The 20559-nt window shown below is 39.4% G+C and carries 23 protein-coding genes; 12 read left to right on the forward strand and 11 right to left on the reverse strand.

Features of this window, described 5'->3' with window-relative positions; translation table 11 throughout:
- The first annotated feature begins 33 nt into the window (after positions 1-33).
- From AAC388_RS02435 to AAC388_RS02445, 3 genes are all read left to right on the forward strand, one after another.
- On the forward strand, positions 34-429 hold the full coding sequence (locus tag AAC388_RS02435; RefSeq protein ID WP_262463144.1) for a DUF2007 domain-containing protein: 396 nt from the start codon (positions 34-36) through the stop codon (positions 427-429).
- Between the two features lie 167 nt (positions 430-596).
- Complete coding sequence (locus AAC388_RS02440) at positions 597-1160, forward strand: DUF4256 domain-containing protein (protein ID WP_060466657.1); 564 nt, start codon at positions 597-599, stop codon at positions 1158-1160.
- A gap of 141 nt (positions 1161-1301) precedes the next feature.
- Positions 1302-2465: an acyl-CoA dehydrogenase family protein gene (locus tag AAC388_RS02445; protein WP_075384171.1), complete on the forward strand. Its 1164-nt coding sequence runs from the start codon at positions 1302-1304 to the stop codon at positions 2463-2465.
- A gap of 30 nt (positions 2466-2495) precedes the next feature.
- Here the strand turns inward: AAC388_RS02445 and AAC388_RS02450 are convergent, their stop codons facing one another.
- The gene (locus AAC388_RS02450) at positions 2496-3095 is read right to left on the reverse strand and encodes a TetR/AcrR family transcriptional regulator (RefSeq protein WP_262463145.1); all 600 of its coding nucleotides are present in this window, start codon (positions 3093-3095) and stop codon (positions 2496-2498) included.
- Between the two features lie 186 nt (positions 3096-3281).
- Between AAC388_RS02450 and AAC388_RS02455 the strand changes: the two genes are divergently transcribed.
- Genes AAC388_RS02455 through AAC388_RS02480 form a run of 6 tightly spaced genes read left to right on the forward strand, consistent with a single transcriptional unit; the run spans position 3282 to position 11623 of the window.
- Positions 3282-5087, forward strand: coding sequence for an acyclic terpene utilization AtuA family protein (locus AAC388_RS02455; RefSeq protein ID WP_342371141.1), 1806 nt, complete (start codon positions 3282-3284; stop codon positions 5085-5087).
- Positions 5088-5107: 20 nt separating this feature from the next.
- Entirely contained in the window at positions 5108-5995 is an 888-nt protein-coding gene (locus AAC388_RS02460; protein ID WP_262463147.1) for an SDR family oxidoreductase, read from the forward strand.
- Between the two features lie 2 nt (positions 5996-5997).
- Positions 5998-7611, forward strand: a complete 1614-nt coding sequence (locus AAC388_RS02465; RefSeq protein ID WP_304396945.1) for a carboxyl transferase domain-containing protein — start codon at positions 5998-6000, stop codon at positions 7609-7611.
- Between the two features lie 42 nt (positions 7612-7653).
- On the forward strand, positions 7654-8811 hold the full coding sequence (locus AAC388_RS02470; RefSeq protein ID WP_304396944.1) for an acyl-CoA dehydrogenase family protein: 1158 nt from the start codon (positions 7654-7656) through the stop codon (positions 8809-8811).
- A 16-nt stretch (positions 8812-8827) separates the two neighbouring features.
- Positions 8828-9664, forward strand: coding sequence for an enoyl-CoA hydratase-related protein (locus AAC388_RS02475; protein ID WP_342371142.1), 837 nt, complete (start codon positions 8828-8830; stop codon positions 9662-9664).
- An 18-nt stretch (positions 9665-9682) separates the two neighbouring features.
- Positions 9683-11623, forward strand: a complete 1941-nt coding sequence (locus AAC388_RS02480) for an acetyl/propionyl/methylcrotonyl-CoA carboxylase subunit alpha (RefSeq protein WP_342371143.1) — start codon at positions 9683-9685, stop codon at positions 11621-11623.
- A 54-nt stretch (positions 11624-11677) separates the two neighbouring features.
- Here AAC388_RS02480 and AAC388_RS02485 read toward each other — a convergent pair whose 3' ends face one another.
- The 9 genes from AAC388_RS02485 to rplM form a co-directional block, all read right to left on the reverse strand.
- Positions 11678-12097, reverse strand: a complete 420-nt coding sequence (locus AAC388_RS02485) for a roadblock/LC7 domain-containing protein (RefSeq protein ID WP_002117819.1) — start codon at positions 12095-12097, stop codon at positions 11678-11680.
- A complete protein-coding gene (locus AAC388_RS02490) occupies positions 12090-12650 on the reverse strand; it encodes an ATP/GTP-binding protein (RefSeq protein WP_342371144.1) in 561 nt (186 codons plus the stop codon). Before AAC388_RS02490 ends, AAC388_RS02485 begins: the two co-directional genes overlap by 8 nt.
- Before the next feature lie 8 nt (positions 12651-12658).
- Positions 12659-13624, reverse strand: a complete 966-nt coding sequence (locus AAC388_RS02495; protein WP_342371145.1) for a hypothetical protein — start codon at positions 13622-13624, stop codon at positions 12659-12661.
- An 83-nt stretch (positions 13625-13707) separates the two neighbouring features.
- On the reverse strand, positions 13708-14067 hold the full coding sequence (locus tag AAC388_RS02500; RefSeq protein WP_003656109.1) for a hypothetical protein: 360 nt from the start codon (positions 14065-14067) through the stop codon (positions 13708-13710).
- A gap of 340 nt (positions 14068-14407) precedes the next feature.
- A complete protein-coding gene (locus AAC388_RS02505) occupies positions 14408-15064 on the reverse strand; it encodes a hypothetical protein (RefSeq protein WP_005065252.1) in 657 nt (218 codons plus the stop codon).
- Positions 15065-15081: 17 nt separating this feature from the next.
- Positions 15082-15516 carry a ClpXP protease specificity-enhancing factor gene (locus tag AAC388_RS02510; RefSeq protein ID WP_087400133.1) on the reverse strand — a complete coding sequence of 145 codons (435 nt, stop codon included), beginning with the start codon at positions 15514-15516 and terminating at the stop codon, positions 15082-15084.
- A gap of 6 nt (positions 15517-15522) precedes the next feature.
- Positions 15523-16176, reverse strand: coding sequence for a glutathione S-transferase N-terminal domain-containing protein (locus tag AAC388_RS02515; protein ID WP_005065247.1), 654 nt, complete (start codon positions 16174-16176; stop codon positions 15523-15525).
- Between the two features lie 174 nt (positions 16177-16350).
- Positions 16351-16737 (reverse strand): 30S ribosomal protein S9, encoded by a 387-nt coding sequence (gene rpsI / locus AAC388_RS02520; protein WP_002048725.1) that lies wholly within the window; start codon positions 16735-16737, stop codon positions 16351-16353.
- 12 nt (positions 16738-16749) lie between these two features.
- Positions 16750-17178: a 50S ribosomal protein L13 gene (rplM, locus tag AAC388_RS02525; protein WP_002117832.1), complete on the reverse strand. Its 429-nt coding sequence runs from the start codon at positions 17176-17178 to the stop codon at positions 16750-16752.
- A 173-nt stretch (positions 17179-17351) separates the two neighbouring features.
- Between rplM and pdxA the strand changes: the two genes are divergently transcribed.
- The 3 genes from pdxA to AAC388_RS02540 are packed head-to-tail and all read left to right on the forward strand — an operon-like array spanning position 17352 to position 20014.
- Complete coding sequence (pdxA, locus tag AAC388_RS02530; RefSeq protein WP_342371146.1) at positions 17352-18335, forward strand: 4-hydroxythreonine-4-phosphate dehydrogenase PdxA; 984 nt, start codon at positions 17352-17354, stop codon at positions 18333-18335.
- A 23-nt stretch (positions 18336-18358) separates the two neighbouring features.
- Positions 18359-19171: a 16S rRNA (adenine(1518)-N(6)/adenine(1519)-N(6))-dimethyltransferase RsmA gene (rsmA, locus tag AAC388_RS02535; RefSeq protein ID WP_342371147.1), complete on the forward strand. Its 813-nt coding sequence runs from the start codon at positions 18359-18361 to the stop codon at positions 19169-19171.
- Entirely contained in the window at positions 19172-20014 is an 843-nt protein-coding gene (locus tag AAC388_RS02540) for a symmetrical bis(5'-nucleosyl)-tetraphosphatase (protein WP_087400129.1), read from the forward strand.
- Positions 20015-20106: 92 nt separating this feature from the next.
- On the opposite strand, the gene AAC388_RS02545 is transcribed toward AAC388_RS02540, so the two are convergent.
- On the reverse strand, positions 20107-20550 hold the full coding sequence (locus AAC388_RS02545; RefSeq protein ID WP_057068146.1) for a DUF2147 domain-containing protein: 444 nt from the start codon (positions 20548-20550) through the stop codon (positions 20107-20109).
- Positions 20551-20559: the final 9 nt, after the last annotated feature.

Raw genomic sequence — 20559 nt, forward strand, 5'->3', positions numbered from 1 at the left:
CTCTAAAATTATTTACCTAATTAGAAATTTAATATGCAATGGATCGTAATTAAAACTTTCTCGTTTCCTTATGAGGCACAAATTGCCAAGACTCAACTAGAAGCATTTGGAATTCCTGTTTATATTGAAAATGAGCATACAATTAATATGGATTGGTTTTATTCTAATGCTTTAGGTGGGGTTCGTTTATTAGTTCCAGAAAACTATGTTGATGAAGCGAAGTCATTTCTTGAAAAAGACTTTAGTGATGAGCTTGAACAAAAGTTTGGGGAGAGTAAAGAATGTTGCCCTGAGTGTGGAAGTTTGGATATAGAAGTTAATACTAAAGAAAAAAAATCTGCCTTTTTAGCGTTTATGTTTTTGGGCCTACCTTTATTTTCTTTTAGAAATGATAATAGATGTAAGCGTTGTGGACACTTTTGGAATTAAATATATAGTAAACGATTATTGATTATCTTAATTATGGAACCTAATGTAGAGGTATTGGATTTAGTTCTATCTCTGTAATTAATGTACTAGGCGGAGAAGCCATTGATATTAAATAAAATAAATTATTTTGATGGCCGTTCAATTTAATAAATATAAGGACTTATTTAATGGTAGATAAAAAACAGCTAGCTCAAAAGCAAATAGAGTTACTCCTTGAATTATTAAAGAATAGATTTGAAAAAAATACACATCGTCATACAGAAATAAAGTGGTCGGATGTGCAAAATAAACTAATTAAGGTTCCTGATAAACTTTGGTCATTGCTGGAAATGGAAAATACAGGAGGGGAGCCTGATGTTATTGCTTATGATCAGCAGAAAGACGAATATTTATTTGTAGATTGCTCTCTTGAGACACCTAAAGGTCGTAGAAGCCTTTGCTATGATCGTGAGGCTCTAGAATCTAGAAAAGATCATCCTCCTAAAAATAGCGCAATAGATGTAGCTAAGGAAATGGGAGTTGAACTTTTAACAGAAGAGCAATATTACCAACTACAAGAAATTGAAGAGTTTGATCTTAAAACATCAAGTTGGCTCAAAACCCCAAATGAGATTCGTAAACTAGATGGAGCACTTTTTGCTGATCGTCGATATGGTCGTGTCTTTATTTATCATAATGGAGCGCAGTCTTATTATGCTGCCCGTGGTTTCCGTTGTTGCTTAAGAGTATAGGCATTGCATTGTATTTGAATAAAAAGAAGAGGCTTTGATGTTTTATGCCAAGAAAATGGAGATTCTTGCAACTTTTGATTGATGGCAAACATGACAAGATATGTTCTGGAATTAAATAAAAACATCAGGACATCTGTAGAAATGCAACCAAACCCAATTTACTATAATGAACAACATATTGCTTTTGCTGATAATGTTCGTCGATTTGTACAAAAAGAAATAGCTCCTTTCGTTAATGAATGGGATGAGGCTGAGACATTCCCAAGAGAGCTATATAAGAAGGCTGCTGAAATTGGTCTATTAGGTTTAGGTTTTTCTGAGGAATATGGCGGTATTTCTGACGCAGATCCATTTTATTCATTACTGGCTGGTGTAGAAATGGCAAAAGCTGGTTCGGGTGGAGTACATATTTCACTCATGGTACATACAATTGGAGCACCACCGATTCAGCATTTTGGAAGTGAAGAACTAAAGTCAAGAGTTTTACCAGGGATTATTTCTGGAGAAAAGATTTCAGCATTGGCGATTACAGAACCGGGTGGTGGTTCAGATGTTGCTGCATTACAGACTAAAGCTGCTCGTGATGGTGACTATTATGTTGTCTCGGGTGAGAAAACATTTATCACATCGGGAATTCGTGCAGATTACTATACTGTTGCAGTGCGTACAGATCCAACCAAAACAGGTGCTGAAGGCATTTCAATGTTGCTCGTTGATGCGCACAGTGAGGGAATTACTAAAACACCTTTAAAGAAAATGGGATGGTGGGCTTCTGATACAGCTCATTTGCATTTTGATCAAGTGAGAGTACCTGCATCAAATCTGCTCGGTAAAGAAAATGCTGGTTTTAAAGTTATTATGAATAATTTTAATATGGAGCGCTTTTTCTTGGGTGTAGTGGCGTATGGCTATGCTTTAGTCTGTTATGAAGAAGCTTTAGATTGGGCACAGCAACGGAAAACTTTTGGTAAGAGATTAATAGACCATCAAGTCGTTCGTCATAAATTGGTAGATATGGCAACACAATTGACCTCAACACGGGCATTACTTGAAGAAACTGCATGGAAAATGACTCAGCAGAAGTTACAAGGGCCTGAGTTGGTGGCACAAATTTCAATGCTTAAAAATGTTGCGACTCGCACTATGCAATTTTGTGCTGATGCGGCTGTACAAACGTTGGGAGGTATGGGTTTTATGCGAGGTACTAAGTCTGAACGTATTTACCGTGAAGTAAAGGTCAATATGATTGGCGGTGGTGCTGAAGAAATTATGAAAGATTTGATTAGTAAGCAGCTCGGTTATTAATTCTTGCAGGGTGGTCATTGAGCCACCTTTTTATTTCAAAGCCATTTCCCACACCATTTCTGTTAACTCATCAATTTTGACTTTACCTTCAGATTTATACCAAGTGACAGTCCATGAAATTGCACCACCAACTAATCTTCGCCAAATAAAGGCATCATGTTTTATCTTGCCTTGAATGCGTAACTTTTCAATGACATCTAACCAGATTTGTTCATATTCATTACGCATTTCTAAAAGATAATCTTGTTTTTCTTTTGACAGTGCAAACCACTCATAAACTAAAACAGCCATGGCTGCACCAGTATCTCCGGTAATTGAAATGAGTTCAGCTTTAATAAGGGCGCGTAATTGTTGTTCTGGATCGTTAGATTGAGCTGCTGCCTCTTCTAAACGAGCAAGATTGTAAATGATAGTTTGCTCCATCACGTGAGCGAGGATGTCATCTTTACTCTTGAAGTGATGAAATAAGCTACCTGATTGAATTCCAATAAATTGAGCAAGTTCGCGGACAGTGGTTTTATCATAACCTTGTTTGTGAAATAGATAGGCTGCTCCCTGTAATAAACGACCACGCGGGCTATCGTCAAAGCAAGAAATATTTGGAATCTGTTCAATTGAAGTAGCAATCATACGAAAGCTGGATCCTTTATATAAAAATATTTACGGAAAAAATTTTGCTAAATCTCACCATGTTTTAGGCTAGTTGTCGAGTTTGGCAGTTTTAGTCAACTTCACAATAACATTTTGCTCTTTACAAACCAAGCGCTTGCTTGGTAATGTTGAGTGTAATTTTTAAACAAAATAATGAGAAACAAGATGGCAAGTAATCAACAGGATGATGAGCGTGTCGTAAAAATAGGGTGTGCCTCAGGTTTTTGGGGAGATACCAATACTGCTGCTTTTCAATTGGTACATCTAACCGATATTAATTATTTGGTTTTTGATTACTTGTCAGAAATCACCATGTCGATTATGGCCAAAGCGAAAATGGTAGAGCCGAAACATGGCTATGCTTTAGATTTTGTCAGTCGTGTCATGGCGCCTCTAATTAAAAAAATTGCAGAGAAAAAGATTAAGGTGATTAGTAATGCTGGTGGTGTTAATCCACTGGCGTGTCGAGATGCCTTGCAAAAAATAATTAAAGAATATGGTCTAGACCTGAAAGTTGCCGTAGTGTTAGGTGATGATCTTTTGCCAAAACATGAGCAGCTAAAATCACAGAATATTCAGGAAATGTTTAGTGGGGAAGCTTTGCCAGAACAGGTGGCGAGTAGTAATGCTTATTTAGGGGCGGTGGCTATTCGTGATGCCTTAGACTTAGGCGCCGATATTGTGATTACTGGTCGTGTTGTTGACTCTGCTGTGGTACTTGCTCCTTTACTTCATGAATATCAATGGTCTTTAGATGACTATGACAAATTGGCGCAAGGTTCGTTGGCAGGTCATGTGATTGAATGTGGCGCCCAATGTACGGGTGGTAATTTTACCGATTGGCAATTGGTGCAAGGCTTCGACAACATGGGCTTTCCAGTGGTTGAAGTGAGTGAAGATGGCTCATTTGTTGCAACTAAGCCTCAAGGTACAGGAGGTCTGGTTTCTACTGCTACAGTTGCAGAGCAAATTGTTTATGAAATAGGCAATCCTCAAGCATATTTACTACCCGATGTAATTGCTGATTTTAATCAGGTGCATTTAGAACAAGTTGGGGAGCACCGAGTTCGTGTGACAGGGGCAAAAGGACAAGCACCGACTGCGCAGTATAAAGTCAGTGCGACCTATCCAGATGGATATCGGGTTTTAGTGAGTTTTTTAATTGCAGGACGTGAGGCACCACAAAAAGCACAAGTCATTGCCGATGCGATTTTGGCTAAGTGCGAACGTGTTTTAGCAATGCGCTCAGTGCCGTCATTTAGTGAAAAGTCTGTTGAAATTTTAGGTATTGAAAGTACCTATGGCGAACATGCCCAAACATTAAATAGTCGTGAAGTTGTGGTCAAAATAGCTGTAAAACACATGTTCAAAGAAGCATGTATGTTCTTTGCATCTGAAATTGCGCAGGCTTCAACAGGTATGGCTCCAGCTTTGGCAGGGATTGTGGGAGGGCGTCCAAAAGCATCGCCAGTGATTAAACTATTTTCATTTTTAATAGATAAAAATCAAGTAAGTGTCGAAATCGATTTTGAAGGAAAACGCTACCCAGTTGAGATTCCACAAGGAGTTTCTACAGAGCAATTGCCTACTTTAAAGGCAGGTGAAAATGCAATTTATCAAGGAGATGAAATTGAAGTTCCTTTGATTGAAATTGCGCATGCCCGCAGTGGTGATAAAGGCAATCATAGCAACATCGGTGTGATTGCGCGTAAAGCAGACTATTTGCCATGGATCCGTGCAGCACTGACGGAAGAGGCTGTTGCAAGCTATATGCAACATGTCTTGGATGCAGAGAAAGGGCGAGTAATCCGTTATGAGTTACCGGGTTTGAATGCACTAAATTTTATGTTGGAAAATGCCTTGGGTGGCGGTGGTGTTGCAAGCCTACGTATAGATCCGCAAGGGAAGGCCTTTGCACAACAATTATTGGATATGCCTGTAAAAGTTCCGGCACATCTTTTAGAAAAATAAAATGAATGGATGAAACAAAGATGAGTTATCAATCAATTTTTAGACCAGATGCTTTCGCTAATAAAGTCATTATTGTGACAGGTGGCGGCTCAGGAATTGGCCGTTGTACGGCCCATGAGCTTGCAGCTCTTGGCGCTCAAGTGGTGATTACAGGGCGCAAAATTGAGAAATTAGAGAAAGTAAGCCAAGAAATTATAGAAGATGGTGGTCGGGTTCATTTCATTGTTTGTGATAACCGTGAAGAAGAACAAGTGAAAAATATGATTGCCGAAGTGATTGAGAAATTCGGCAAACTCGATGGTCTGGTAAATAATGCGGGTGGCCAGTTCCCCTCAGCTTTAGAGAATATCTCGGCGAATGGTTTTGATGCAGTCGTGCGTAATAACTTGCATGCAACTTTCTATTTAATGCGTGAAGCTTATAACCAATGGATGGCAAAACATGGTGGCAGTATTGTCAACATGACTGCTGATATGTGGGGTGGGATGCCGGGAATGGGACATTCTGGTGCTGCGCGTTCGGGGGTTGATAACTTAACTAAAACAGCATCAGTTGAGTGGGGGAAATCTGGTGTTCGTGTAAATGCAGTTGCACCAGGTTGGATCGTTTCATCTGGTATGGATAATTATAGCGGTGATTTTGCCAAAGTAATTATTCCAAGTCTTGCTGGTAATGTACCGTTAAAACGTATGGGAACTGAGTCAGAAGTGTCATCGGCGATTTGTTATTTACTGTCTGATGCTGCGGCTTTTGTGTCAGGTGTAACTTTGCGTATTGATGGTGCTGCATCGCAAGGGACAAGAATGTATCCACTAGCTGACGCGACAAATAGTCAGTCTTATAATGGTTTCCATCGCGCGTTTATTCCTGAAATTTTTCAGAAAAAGATTGAGGCTGAGGAGGAATAACAGTGACTATTCTCCAATCCGAAATTGCTGTTGGTAGTGAACAGTATCAAAAAAATAAAGAGGCACTGCTTGCTCAGCTGAGTGAAGTTCGTGCAATTCAGCAAAAAAGTATTGATAAATCGTATGCTGCTAAACCGAAATTCGATAAAAAGGGCAAGATTCTGCCGCATGAGCGTGTACGATTATTACTTGATGCTGATTCACCTTTCGTTGAGCTTTGTGGTTTGGTTGGCTATAACATGCATGATGATAAAGATGGCTCTGAAGCGGGTGGCGGCGTGATTGCCGGCATTGGTTTTGTCAGTGGTGTGCGTTGTCTGGTCTCTGCAAGTAACAGTGCGATTAAAGGCGGGACCATGTCACCCATGGGTGTACAGAAAACCTTGCGCTTGCAAAAAATTGCTTTAGAACAAAAACTCCCACTGATTACGCTGACCGAAAGTGGTGGTGCAAATCTTAATTATGCTGCGGAAGTATTTACCTATGGCGGTATGACCTTTGCCAATCAGGCACGTCTTTCTGCGGCGGGTATTCCTCAGCTTGCTGTGGTGCATGGGAATGCAACGGCAGGAGGGGCTTATCAACCCGGTCTTTCAGACTACGTAATTGCTGTACGTAAGCAAACCGAGATGTTGCTTGCAGGTCCTCCTTTACTCTTGGCTGCCACGGGCGAAGTGGCAACAGCTGAGGAGTTAGGTGGGGCAGAAATGCATGCACAGATTGCTGGAACAGCAGAATATCTAGCTGAAAATGATGCTGATGGGATTCGGTTGGCACGTGAAATTTTTGAACACCTTAACTGGAAAGAGCAAATCAAGCCAGTTGAAACAACTTATAAAGAACCTCGTTACGATAATGAGGAACTGTTGGGTGTTATTCCAAGTGACCCTAAACACCCATTCAATATGAAAGAAGTGGTTGCCCGCATTATTGATGATTCAGATTTTCTAGAATTTAAACAGGAATATGATGATTTAACGGTATGTGGTTGGGCAAAAATTGGTGGCTTACATATCGGTATTATTACTAATAATGGTCCGATTACACCTCAAGGGGCAGCGAAGGCGGCTCAGTTTATACATCTGTGTGAACAGACTAAGCGTCCGTTATTGTTTTTGCATAACACCACAGGTTTTATGGTAGGAACTGACGCAGAGCAAAACGGTATTATCAAACACGGCTCGAAACTGATTCAAGCGGTTGCCAATTGTACTGTACCTAAAATTTCAATCGTTGTGGCAGGGTCATATGGTGCTGGTAACTACGCGATGTGCGGTCGGAGTTTATCGCCAGATTTTATTTTTGCTTGGCCGAATTCGCATGTTGCTGTAATGGGTTCTGCACAGGCTGGAAAGGTACTACGCATTGTGGCTGAAGGAAAGCAAAAAGCTTCAGGGCAGGAGCCGAATCCGCAAATGCTCGATTTTCTTGAGCAAAGCACTGCGATGAAATTGGAACAACAATCTACCGCACTTTTCAATACGGCCATGCTACATGACGACGGTATTATCGATCCGCGAGATACTCGAAAATTATTAATTTTCCTTTTACAAACTATTTATGAAGCACAGCAGCGCGAGTTGAATCTAAGCCGTTTTGGTGTGTCACGTTTTTAATCAACCTTTACCGCAATTAAAAAAATTAATAGGAATAACACCATGAAATTTACTGCCGAACATGAAGCATTGCGCCGTACAGCTCGTCAATTTGTTCAAAATGAGTTGAATCCACATATTCCAGAATGGGAGGCTGCGGGACGTTTCCCAATCCATGAAGTATTTAAGAAGATGGGTGATCTTGGTTTATTAGGAATTTGTAAGCCAGAAGAAAATGGCGGTTTAGCTCTAGACTATTCTTATAACCTTGTGGTTGCTGAAGAAATTGGCTATGCAGCCTGTGGTGGAGTGCCTTTGGCGATTGGTGTGCAAACCGATATGGCAACACCAGCCTTGGCCCGTTTTGGTAGTAAAGAATTACGTGATGAGTTTTTAACACCAGCGATTGCTGGGGAATATGTCGCATCGATTGCAGTATCGGAAGTGCATGCCGGTTCGGATGTTGCTGCCATTAAAACCACAGCAAAAAAAGATGGTGATGACTATGTCATTAACGGCAGCAAAATGTGGATTACCAACTCCTTGCAGGCCGATTTTTTCTGTCTTTTAGCCAATACATCTGATGATAAACCACACGTTAATAAGTCGATGATTATTGTGCCGGCAAAGACTAAGGGGATTAGTTTTTCAGAACCATTAAATAAATTAGGGATGCGCTCAACAACCACAGCACAAGTTTATTTAGACAATGTACGTGTACCACAGCGTAATTTGGTGGGTGTTGAAGGCATGGGCTTCATGATGCAAATGATGCAATTTCAGGAAGAGCGCCTATGGGCTTGTGCCAATGCCATTGGTGGGTTGGAAAATTTAATCCAAAAGACCATCGACTATACCAAAGAGCGTATGACGTTTGGACAACCCCTCATTAATAACCAATATATCCATTTTCGTTTTGCCGAACTCATGACCGAAGTGGAAGCGCTTAAAGCCTTAACCTACCAAGCGTGTGAACAGCATATTGCGGGTGAAGATGTGACCAAGCTGGCATCTATGGCAAAGCTCAAAGCTGGACGTTTAACTCGTGAAGTTGCCGATAGTTGTCTGCAATACTGGGGTGGTAATGGCTTTATGTGGGATAACCCTGCATCTCAGCTATATCGCGATGGTCGTTTAGGTTCAATTGGTGGCGGGGCAGATGAGATTATGCTAGGGATTATCTGTAAGTTGATGGACATCCTACCTAAAAAACAGAAATAAAAATAAGGAGTACACCATGACACTTTCAGCATCTCTACAAGTTTTAGATATAGATGACAGTATTCAATTAGAACAAGACGGCGGTATTTTATACCTTTGGTTAAATCGACCAGAGAGTCGCAATGCGATGAACCTGAATATGGTCAATGCAATTCAGCAAGTTTTTGCTGCCATTCGCGATGACCTTTCAATTCGTGCGGTTATTATCCGTGGTGAAGGTGGGTCTTTCTGCGCAGGTGGTGACATTAAAGACATGGCAGCTTTACGAGTTGAAGCAACTCATGTCGGTAGTCTACAACCTTATGCTGACTTTAACCGCCGTTTTGGTGCCATGCTTGAGCAAGTTGAAGCTGCACCGCAAACTGTTGTGGTCATTTTAGAAGGTGCGGTGTTAGGTGGAGGTTTTGGGCTGGCATGTGTTTCCGATGTTGCAATTAGTCGTGACAATGCTCAGTTTGGTTTACCTGAAACTGGGCTTGGTGTGATTCCTGCGCAAATTGCTCCTTTTGTAGTGAAACGTATTGGTCTAACTCAAGCTCGTCGATTAGCCTTATTAGGTATGCGCTTTGAAGGGCATACGGCACTGAATGTCGGTGTGGTTCATCAAATTGCACATAATGAAATTGAACTTGAGCAAGCTTTACAAGAAACCATTCAACACATTAAACGAGCAGCTCCTCAAGCTTCGCGTGTGACTAAAACGCTGTTACATCGAACGCTCAATGAACCTTTAAATGAATTGCTCAATGACGCAGCTCAGCAGTTTGCCCAAGCGGTTGGTGGGGCTGAAGGACAAGAGGGAACGATGGCTTTTATCCAGAAACGTTTGCCAAATTGGGCCGATGAGTCATAAGAGATAAGGATAAAAATAATGAAATTTTCAAAAGTGCTGATTGCCAATCGTGGTGAAATTGCAGTTCGAGTCATGCAAACAGCCAAAGCAATGGGCTATCAAACTGTGGCAGTTTATTCTGATGCAGACCGTAACGCTCGGCATGTACAAGAAGCCGATGAAGCTGTTTACATTGGGGCATCTAAAGTATCGGAGTCTTATCTTTCTATTACTAAAATTATCGAAGCCTGCAAAAAAACTGGGGCAGATGCTGTTCACCCTGGTTATGGTTTTTTGTCGGAAAATACTGAATTTGCTCAGGCGTGTATCGACAATCAGATTACCTTTATTGGGCCAACAGCTTCTGCAATTGAGCTAATGGGGAGTAAACGGCTCTCAAAAATTGCCATGATTGAAGCAGGCGTCCCTTGTGTACCGGGCTATGAAGGTGACCGACAAGATCTCGAATATTTAGCAGCACAAGCTGAGCAGATTGGCTTTCCAATTATGGTTAAAGCCTCAGCAGGTGGTGGTGGCCGCGGAATGCGTTTGGTACAACAAGCAACTGAATTGATTGAGGCATTACAAACAGCACGTTCAGAAGCTGAAAATGCTTTTGGTTCAGGTGAGCTTATTTTAGAAAAAGCTGTCATTGCACCACGCCATGTCGAAATTCAGGTTTTTGGTGATACACACGGCAATTATGTCTATTTATTTGAGCGGGATTGTTCAATCCAGCGACGTCACCAAAAGGTTGTTGAAGAAGCACCATGTCCAGCCATGACTTCTGAACTGCGTCAACAAATGGGTGAGGCAGCTGTAGCAGCCGCTAAAGCATGTGCTTATGTAGGTGCTGGAACTGTTGAGTTTTTACTTGATGCATCAGGTACATTTTATTTTTTAGAAATGAATACCCGTTTGCAGGTAGAGCATCCGGTGACTGAACTCATTACAGGTTTAGATTTAGTTGAGTGGCAGTTGCGTGTTGCCAATGGCGAGCAGTTACCCTTGCAACAAAATGAGTTGACCTTAACTGGGCATGCAATTGAAGTGCGCTTGTATGCAGAAGATCCACGGCAAGATTTCTTACCACAAACAGGACAAGTTCTGCGTTGGCAGCCAGCAACTTTGCCAAATGTACGGATTGATCATGGGATGTTGGCAACTGATGAGGTTAGCCCCTTCTATGACCCGATGGTAGCAAAGGTGATCGCATATGGGAAAACCCGTGAGGATGCGATTCGCTTACTCGCTCGTGCTGTGGATGATTGTGTTTTGCTAGGTGTAAATAGCAATAAACAGTTTTTGGTCAATTTACTGCGTCATCCAATTGTTGTTGCAGGAGATACGAATACTGCATTCATTCAACAGCATTTTCAAAACGACAGCAGTCTACATAAGCAGGTTCTATCTTTAGAAACCTTAGCAATTGCTGCGGCATTATTTAGCCAAAGTAACGGTACGGCAGTGTGGCAAACTGGTCTAGGTGTGCCATTACCATTAAAGCTTAAATATGATGATCAGCAAGTTCAATTGCAGCTTTTATCTGTAAATAACAGGTTTACGGTAGAGCTCTGTGATCAATCAGTTTGTATTGAAGTGCTTGAGAGAATGCCAGAGCAATTAGTTTATTTAATTGATGGTGTACGCCGCCGTGTCCAATATGTATTAAATGATGATCAGCTTTATTTAGATCGAGATAATGGCAATGTCGCAATTCGCAACGTAACTTATGCCGCCCAAGAGATAGCTGATGTGGCTGGTGATGGCAAAATTCGTGCGCCAATGGATGGTGCGGTAGTAAATATATTGGTCAATAAAGGTGATCAAGTCATAAAAGGCCAAACTTTATTAGTGCTTGAAGCCATGAAAATCCAACAGCAGATTAAATCTGATGTGGATGGAGTGGTTGATGATGTTTTAGGTCAGCAAGGGCAGCAAGTAAAAAAACGGCAGATGTTATTTACTATTCAAATCTAGTAAAAAATACCGCTCTATATGAGCGGTATTTTACTTTAAATCAGGAGTCCTGATTTATTCTCCATCGGCCTCTGCAATTGTCTGACTTGCTTTTTTTAGGCTATATAGTAGTTGACCTAAAAGGACTTCTTTATTACTTAGCGTAACCATGACCATTGGGTGATGAACAGCAGGAATAGCAGTTAAAATGGCCTTGCCATTATCTGCATCTAAAGTAATGTTGTTACAGCCCGTGAGTTGAATCTCTTTTAAAAATGCAGTGACCATTGCCAAAATTGAGCTACTTACGGCTGCTAACTTAGTAGTGTTATGGTGGTTCTTGTGGCTCACTGTTGCTAATTCAAAACCATCAGAAGAGCAAATCATGACAAAATCTACACCACGCGTATTCATCAAAATATTATGAGCTTCGGCTTTTGCAAGTTGTAGTAACTGTGTTGGAGCGGTTCGCTTTTGAGTTGGGATACTAAGCATGATCATCCCCTTGAGATGTTAAGCCTACCTTGACTTCAAGTGATGCAATTAATGATTCAACCATCATTAAAATTTGTTCTTGCTCACGTGCATCAATAAAAAAAAGAGGGTATGGCAGTGCATTTGCTTTTATCCAATGACGATATTGTTGAAGTGATGACTCTTTATTTTCGTCAACATGAGTAATACCAATCGCAATATTGTCGTTATAATTTTTAAAGGTTTCTAAATAGCTTTCTAACTCGGTAATTGGATTAGAGCTATTATGATCTAATAATAAAATAACACCGATTGCACCTTCACAAATGACCGACCATATAAAATCAAAACGGCTTTGTCCTGGAGTTCCATAGAGTCCGATTTTGATTCCATCATCTAAAGTAATTTTACCATAATCAATGCCTACTGTGGTCTGGGTTTTATGATGGCTTTGAACATCTGTATTGAATGCTTCTGTTTCTAGAATTGGAATTTCAGATAGCGATTTAATCGCTTCTGTTTTTCCTGCCCCCATGCTACCTGCAAAGACAATTTTATATTGCTGTATAATCATAACTTCCCTTAAAGACCAAATCGCCGTCTAATTTTCCCTATAAAATTTTTAAAAAAATGATTCTCTGTATTTGAATTCTCTAAGTACAAATTTGGCGTGTAAGTGCATTTGCTTGCAGAAACAAATTTTCCATTATTTGCCATTAAGCAAGCTGTAACGAACCGTAAGACATCATCAATTGATAAGTTAAGCTGGTTAGCCACATCAGTAATTTTTGCTCCCTGTATAAAGCATGCAGAGAGTTGTAGGCTCACTTTTCTATATTCTTTTTGATAGGGCTGTGGCCAATGATCAATTTTAAAATAGCTATCCTGCGAGGCTAGATTTTCAAAACTATTTGAATTCCAAATCAGATTCCATAGCCAGTCCTGTAAATAATAATCTTTTTTACGCGAAACCTTAGTGAAGTCTGAAGTACTAGCAAAAGTAAAATCAAAGCTTTGATTAGTTTGCGTATGTTGGCGTGATGGCTCTAACCAAGCAATTTGAGTTCTATTATCAATAATGGCTAAAGTGCCTTTATCATCAAAAATATGTAGTCTAGCATTTTCTGGACTGTGTAAATTCCTTATAAACTTATCATCAATCACCAGTGGCTCATTTGATAAATCTGAAACTACAGCAGTATTTTTTTCGTTTAGATACGATAATAAGTTTATTTCTATCCAGCTTAGTAGAGATTCTACTTTTTCTAGTGGCAGATGCAGGGTGTGTTCATCAATTTGATATCCACTTTTTGAAGGAGTCTTACTAATTTTTAAATAAGGACATTTTTTCTTTTGAAGAATATTTTGAATATTATCTGAATCAAAAAAGTTTTCGTTAATTAATAATAGATCAATATGAATATTAGAAATATTAATCCAATTAATATCATACTGATTAGATATTAAATTTCTGATTAAAGTTTTTAATTCATCCGAAACTTTTAAGCTTAAACCAGAGGTTGCAATATTTATGCAATGCCTATCCATAGTATCACATTAAATTTTATTGAATAAGAGAGGGGTTTTAATGTGCTCTTTATAATAGGTATAAAAAGCACATTTCAGATTAATTAGCTAAAGTCTAACTCTTTTTCAAATGACTTTAACTCGTGGCGAGCCATTGCTAAATTTGACTTACTCCGGTCAAGGACTAAGTAAAGGAATAAATTATTATTACTTTCTAGAGGTCTAATTAAATGGTAAGCCTTACCTAATGTAATTAAAATGTCTTCAATATTGTCATTTAATTTCAAAGCATTGGCGATGTTTCGTTTTGCGCGGATTACTTCTGTATTGCCGGCAGCTGCCAATTCTAAATCAATTTCCCCACCACCTTGAGTTGCAAGTGATAAACCACTTTCTGAATCAACAAGTGCAGATGCAATAAAACCATCAATTTCAGTTAAGCTATCTAAAGAAAGTTTAGCCATGTTTTTATCTCTCAGGATTCTAAAATTATATTTACTACTTTTTCCTAAAAGTAGTTGAAATTAATTATATTTCTGCTCAATTTGAAGTCAATAAATCAAAGAAATAGAGAAATTGTTGTTTTGGGAAATAAGTGACAGAAAATGTCAGATTATAAAAAATATTATAAGATTATTTTTACATTATACTTTTAATATTGTGCTGAGTTTTACATTATATATTTTAAAATCTGAATAAAACAATTGTAATAGAATGTTAATAAAATATTGAAAAATAAAATATTCTAATTTTAATCATAAAAAGGGGAATAATGAATTCCCCTTTTTTTATATAAAAATCAAATTAAACGAGCTGTGTATAAATACAGTAGAGATAGCCCAAAATTGCTAAAGCAACTACAGGGGCAACAATCTTTGACCATGTAGGTACAGAAATTTCGGCAGCTTGTTCTTCAATATGCACGTCATCATGATGAGGTTGGGCTTGGTGAACCATTTGGTTGAACTCCTTCATTGTTGTATCCAATGATAGCTCTTCTTGTTCCACAGGTTTAGAACCAATTAATTCATTTAGGTGGTTTGTTGACCAAACCCAATCTTCAGCTTGACCTGATAAGTGTTCAATCTGACCTAAAATTAATTCTTTTAAGCCATTATGCCCAAAACCACCTGTTTCATCGAGCTGATTAAGTTCTGCTAACTGCAAAGTTAAAATTTCAGAAATACTCTGTTCTAGTTCTGAATTTTTTAAAGTCGACTGATTATGTTTAGAAGTCGTTAAATGACGAGCAACTTCTTGAATATAAAGTGGATCTGAGGTTTTGATTTCTTGATAAATCTTATTGTCATTCTGACGCCATAAACTAATCAGTTTTCCAAGCGTAAGAATATTCACCTCATCAATCAGTTTATTTTTTTCATTAACTGGATATTGATTTAAAAGCTGAGGCTTTTGAATTTTTATCTGCTCAGCAAAGTATTGGACTAAATCAAATGCCATGCTTTCTTCCTCTAAATTTAATCTAAAATTCTTAACGATGGTTTTTTCTTAGTCGATGTTGTTTCAGTTGCTTCTTGTACTTCTGACTCTACTGTATTTTCTACAGGTGTTACATTGGCATATTCTTCAGGATCAAAGAATAAACCTTGTCCATTTTCTCGTGCGTAAATCCCTAAAACCGCTTGAATAGGAACATAAATGTCTTTTGATACTCCGCCAAAACGAGCTGAAAAAGTAATAGCTTCATTGGTAATAAGCAATTGATGAACTGCATGGGGCACAATATTTAGAACAATTTGCCCATCTTTAACAAATTGTTGCGGAACGTCGGTATGCGGTTGTGTCGCATCAACTAATAGATAAGGAGTAAGTTGGTTATCACAAATCCATTCATAGATTGCACGAGCAAGATAAGGACGTGTAGGGGTTAAATCAATAGTTTGCTCAGACATATCACGCTATTCCATATTTAATAGTTCATTGTAACGGTTTTTCTCTTGAGGCGTCATTGATTTAGCAAAAGAAGGCCGTTCAAAGATACGTTTACAGTACAAAAATATAGGTCGACAGTGCTGTTTGGGTAAATCAATTCCCATGCTATTTAATCTTAAAAAGATAGGCGCAAGCATGCAGTCTAAGATTGTAAAATTCTCAGACATGAAATACGGAAAATGCTGAAATAGGGGAGTAAGTGAAATTAATGTTTCACGTAGTTCTTTTTGAGCTTTTTGCTTTTGTTCGACATTTAGAGAGTCCGCATGTTTTAACATGTGATCTGCTAACTTAAACCAGTCGTTTTCAAGTCTCCAGATATACTGACGCTGTTCTGCACGCATCATAGGTGCATCGGCATAAAGCTTACTTTGACGATAACGATCATCTAAATATTCAGCGATGATAGGTGCTGAAAATAATTTAAGATTTTGTTCGACCAGCATCGGTAATTGGTTGTAAGGATTTAAGCTGGCTAAATCTTCGTCTTCATGGTCAGTTATGATTAATTGATATTTGATTTGTTTTTCTGCTAATAAGAAACGAATCCAATGAGAACGGAAATCATCAGCATGACTGTAAAGGGTAATCCCCTGAATAGAGGTGTTTTCGACCGACATATCACAAGACGACGTGGTTGAGTGAATCGATTAGGATACTAAAAATGCTGTAGGAAATCACGGTTCTAAAGAGATAGTTTGTTTATATTTATAAGTTTGCATTTTGTGGCTCTATTTTCATAATAAAAAAGCCTTGGAAAAATCCAAGGCTTTTTGTCCAACTCGATAAACGAATTAACGTTTAGAGAATTGAGGACGTTTACGAGCTTTACGTAAACCAAGTTTCTTACGTTCAACTTCACGAGCATCACGAGTAACGAAACCAGCTTGACGTAGAACAGGTTTTAAAGTTTCGTCAGCAGCGATAAGCGCACGAGTAATACCGTGACGGATCGCGCCAGCTTGACCACCGATACCACCACCTTTAACAGTGATGTAAAGGTCAAACTTTTCAGTAACTTCTAAAAGTTCTAAAGGTTGACGAACAACCATACGAGCAGTTTCACGACCGAAATATTGCTCTAAAGTACGGTTGTTAATAACGAGTTTACCTGTACCAGCTGACAAGAAAACACGTGCAGTTGCGGTCTTACGGCGACCTGTACCATAATTAGTAGCCATGTGCTGTATCCCTTAGATGTCCAAAACTTGTGGCTGTTGAGCAGCATGCGGATGCTCAGTACCAGCGTACACTTTCATTTTTTTGATCATTGCATAACCAAGAGGACCTTTTGGTAACATGCCTTTAACCGCTTTTTCAAGAACAGCTTCAGGTTTGTGAGCAATTAACTTCTCGAAGTTAGTCTCACGGATACCACCAGGGAAACCAGTATGGCGATAATATTTCTTATCAAGTGATTTTTTACCAGTCACTTGAACTTGTTCAGCATTAATCACAACGATGTAATCGCCAGTGTCAACGTGAGGAGTATAAGAAGTTTTGTGCTTACCGCGTAAACGACGAGCGATTTCAGTCGCAAGGCGACCTAAAGTTTTGCCAGAAGCATCAACAACATACCAGTCATGTTGAACTTCAGCTGGCTTAGCGCTGAGAGTTTTCATTAAACCACTACCTATTATAGTTGGTTTGGACTATGGAATCTGTCCAAACAAAAGGAGCGAGCATTCTAAACGAGTTTGTCCAAACTCACAAGAAAAATCCAGTTTAAGCCATATAATTTAATCCATAAACTGATGAATGTCAGATATGTTAAAATCAAACAAATTCTTGTTATGTGTCTGGAGTGATTGTGCTGCCATTATATGTCACTTCCGGTGAGCCGGCTGGTATTGGTCCAGATATCTGTTTGAGCTTGGCTAAGCGGGTTGATGAACGCCCTGTTGTTATCTTGGGTGACCGAGACTTATTAGAGCAACGTGCCCAAAAAATTGGGGTCGATATTCAATTTATAGAATATACCGGACAGCCTGAGTCATCATCTCTGAATGAACTCTATATAGAACATGTGCCTTTAGAAGCAACTGTCATTGATGGTCAATTAAACCCAGCTAATGCAGCCTACGTATTAGAACAACTGCGTCGTTCAGCAGATTATGCAATGTCTGGTAAAAGTGTGGGAGTAGCCACGGCACCCGTGCAAAAATCGGTTATTAATGATGCTGGAATTTTGTTTAGTGGTCACACTGAATACTATCAAGAGTTTGCAGGTGTAGAGCGTGTCGTAATGATGCTTGCAACTAAAACCTTGCGTGTCGCCTTAGCAACTACACATTTACCCTTAAGAGATGTAGCAGATGCAATTACTAAAGAACGATTGCATCAGGTTATTGATATTTTACTGCATGATTTAAAAACTAAATTTAAGATAATAGATCCACGTGTATTGGTGTGTGGTTTAAATCCTCATGCAGGTGAAGATGGTTATTTGGGTCGTGAAGAGATTGAGACCATTAATCCGGTACTCGAAAGTTATCGAGCGCAAGGGCTTAAAATGAGTTTAAGTTTGCCGGCAGATACCTTGTTTACTCCAGAACATCTTAAAAATGCAGATGCTGTACTTGCCATGTACCATGATCAAGGTTTACCTGTGTTAAAATCACAAGGGTTTGGTGAAGCCATCAATATTACATTGGGTTTGCCTTTCATTCGAACTTCGGTTGACCATGGCACAGCGTTGTCTTTGGCTGGGACTGGTTTGGCAAAAAGCTCAAGTTTAAATGTCGCTGTTGATTTAGCTTTATCTTTAGCAGCGAGCTAAATTTTTCATGTTGGAAATGTTCTATGTATCAAATTAATGCCCTAAACCCGAAAGATGAAGGGCATAAAGCTCGTAAACGTTTTGGTCAAAACTTCTTACATGATCAACGAGTCATTGCCAAAATTGTGCGCTCTGTAAGTCCGCGTACAGGCGACAATATTGTCGAGATTGGACCTGGGTTAGCTGCCTTAACATCTCCTTTAATTGGGGAATGTGATGCATTAACAGTAGTGGAGCTAGATCGTGACTTAGCTGCTGGGTTACCAGAACGTGTTCCACATCCTGAACGTTTGACGATTATAGAAGCTGACGCATTAAAATATGACTTTAGCGAACTGGTAAAAGATGGCCGACCATTACGTGTAGTCGGTAACTTACCTTATAACATTTCAACCCCATTACTCTTTCATCTCTTGGAATTTGGCAGCAAAGTTAAAGATATGCACTTTATGCTGCAAAAAGAGGTGGTTGACCGTATTACTGCTGAACCGAATACAAAAGAATATGGACGCTTGTCGGTAATGATTCAATATTACTGTCAACCAACATTTTTATTTGAAGTGCCGGCTGGTGCATTTAACCCACCCCCTAAAGTAACGAGTGCGGTTTTCCGCCTTGTTCCTTATGATCAAAAGCCAATTACAGCAAAAGATGAAAAAGCTTTAGCTCGACTGGTTGCCCATGTATTTACTCAGCGCCGCAAAACATTAAGAAACAGTCTTAAAGGTACGATTGCAGAAGATGGCTTTGAAAAAGCTGGTGTTGATCCGATGGCTCGTCCAGAGACCTTAACACTTGCCCAATTTGTTGCTTTGGCCGATCAAATGGTGGCGTAAATGACTAAGCGTTTTAACTATGTTATTGGCGATGTGCAGGGGTGTTTTGAAGCTCTAAAAGCCTTGCTTAAAGAAATACGTTTTGATCCAGATCAAGACTTTTTATGGTTTGCTGGTGATTTAGTCGCACGTGGTGAAAACTCGGTAGGGGCATTACGTTTTATTAAAAAGCTTGCTGATCGTGGAGCTGCTGCAACTGTACTTGGAAATCATGACCTGACTTTAATTGCGGGTGCGCGTGGTTTAAAAGAGATTAAAGCAAAAGATCGTACCCAAGATGTTATTGATGCTATTGATGGTGATGAGTTAATCGATTGGTTACGTAAACAGCCATTATGTTTATTGCCAAACGAGCATACGATCCTTACTCATGCTGGCATACCTTGTATTTGGGATGCGCAAAAAACTGTAACGTTGGCAAAAGAGGTTGAGGCTGTACTCGCAAACGAAGATTTATCTGTATTGGATGCTTTTTTAGCAGACATGTATGGTTCTAAACCAGATTTGTGGGAAGATAACCTAACTGGTTCTGCGCGTTTACGTTGTATTACCAATTATTTGACTCGCATGCGTTTAACGAATGCCGAAGGGGCTTTAGAGTTTAGTTTTAAAGATTCTTTGGATGCACCAATGCCGGATGGTTATTTACCTTGGTTTGAATTTCCGAGCAAAGCCGCACAAACTCATCAGATTATTTTTGGTCATTGGGCTGCGCTCGAGGGCCGAACTATTAATGAGCAGATCCAGAATGTTGATGGTGGCTGTGTTTGGGGCAGAAAATTAATGGCTTATCGACTTGAAGACAAAGAAATTTTTTCTGTTGAAAATCCTGTGCAAATATAAGAAAAGCAATGTTTCTCTATGAGTGCAAGATGAAGCTTGTAGCTGAGCTAAAAATAAAAAAGCCGCAGAAGCGGCTTTTTTATTAGGAACTATTATTCTACTCGAATCCAGATTTGATTACGCCCTAAAGCTGAAACTCCGAGATAACCGCGCATATGTAAGCGTTTGCCAGTTGAACTAAGTTTTGCTTTAAGTCCGTAAACTTTGCCAGTATTTGGATCTAAAATTTTACCGCCAGTATAGTTCAGTCCATCTACCTGTTTTAAACCAGTGGCGATATCCAGACCTAAAATCGGTTTATTGGTATATGGCGCAGGGCAATTATCACAAATTTCTTTAGGCGTATAACCTGGGCGTGGCGTTACTTTGATAATTTTCCCAGCATATGTCCCGTTCGATTCTTTTCGTATTTCTACCTGTGCTTTAGGAGCACCTGTCTTATCATCAATTGTTTGCCAGAGACCTGTAATATCTGCTGCGAATGTAGCAGTATTAATCCCCAATAAGAGCAGAGCTCCAATAAAAATTTTCCCCATAATTAAAAA

Origin of the sequence: Acinetobacter sp. D009, assembly GCF_038562025.1 — a bacterium.
GTDB classification, from domain to species: domain Bacteria; phylum Pseudomonadota; class Gammaproteobacteria; order Pseudomonadales; family Moraxellaceae; genus Acinetobacter; species Acinetobacter pittii.

Coding starts and splice junctions, on each gene's coding strand:
- AAC388_RS02435 (WP_262463144.1), top strand. CDS start 34: ATGCAATGGATCGTAATTAAAACTTTCTCGTTTCCTTATGAGGCACAA.
- AAC388_RS02440 (WP_060466657.1), top strand. CDS start 597: ATGGTAGATAAAAAACAGCTAGCTCAAAAGCAAATAGAGTTACTCCTT.
- AAC388_RS02445 (WP_075384171.1), top strand. CDS start 1,302: ATGCAACCAAACCCAATTTACTATAATGAACAACATATTGCTTTTGCT.
- AAC388_RS02450 (WP_262463145.1), bottom strand. CDS start 3,095: ATGATTGCTACTTCAATTGAACAGATTCCAAATATTTCTTGCTTTGAC.
- AAC388_RS02455 (WP_342371141.1), top strand. CDS start 3,282: ATGGCAAGTAATCAACAGGATGATGAGCGTGTCGTAAAAATAGGGTGT.
- AAC388_RS02460 (WP_262463147.1), top strand. CDS start 5,108: ATGAGTTATCAATCAATTTTTAGACCAGATGCTTTCGCTAATAAAGTC.
- AAC388_RS02470 (WP_304396944.1), top strand. CDS start 7,654: ATGAAATTTACTGCCGAACATGAAGCATTGCGCCGTACAGCTCGTCAA.
- AAC388_RS02475 (WP_342371142.1), top strand. CDS start 8,828: ATGACACTTTCAGCATCTCTACAAGTTTTAGATATAGATGACAGTATT.
- AAC388_RS02480 (WP_342371143.1), top strand. CDS start 9,683: ATGAAATTTTCAAAAGTGCTGATTGCCAATCGTGGTGAAATTGCAGTT.
- AAC388_RS02485 (WP_002117819.1), bottom strand. CDS start 12,097: ATGCTTAGTATCCCAACTCAAAAGCGAACCGCTCCAACACAGTTACTA.
- AAC388_RS02490 (WP_342371144.1), bottom strand. CDS start 12,650: ATGATTATACAGCAATATAAAATTGTCTTTGCAGGTAGCATGGGGGCA.
- AAC388_RS02495 (WP_342371145.1), bottom strand. CDS start 13,624: ATGGATAGGCATTGCATAAATATTGCAACCTCTGGTTTAAGCTTAAAA.
- AAC388_RS02500 (WP_003656109.1), bottom strand. CDS start 14,067: ATGGCTAAACTTTCTTTAGATAGCTTAACTGAAATTGATGGTTTTATT.
- AAC388_RS02505 (WP_005065252.1), bottom strand. CDS start 15,064: ATGGCATTTGATTTAGTCCAATACTTTGCTGAGCAGATAAAAATTCAA.
- AAC388_RS02510 (WP_087400133.1), bottom strand. CDS start 15,516: ATGTCTGAGCAAACTATTGATTTAACCCCTACACGTCCTTATCTTGCT.
- AAC388_RS02515 (WP_005065247.1), bottom strand. CDS start 16,176: ATGTCGGTCGAAAACACCTCTATTCAGGGGATTACCCTTTACAGTCAT.
- rpsI (WP_002048725.1), bottom strand. CDS start 16,737: ATGGCTACTAATTATGGTACAGGTCGCCGTAAGACCGCAACTGCACGT.
- rplM (WP_002117832.1), bottom strand. CDS start 17,178: ATGAAAACTCTCAGCGCTAAGCCAGCTGAAGTTCAACATGACTGGTAT.
- rsmA (WP_342371147.1), top strand. CDS start 18,359: ATGTATCAAATTAATGCCCTAAACCCGAAAGATGAAGGGCATAAAGCT.
- AAC388_RS02540 (WP_087400129.1), top strand. CDS start 19,172: ATGACTAAGCGTTTTAACTATGTTATTGGCGATGTGCAGGGGTGTTTT.
- AAC388_RS02545 (WP_057068146.1), bottom strand. CDS start 20,550: ATGGGGAAAATTTTTATTGGAGCTCTGCTCTTATTGGGGATTAATACT.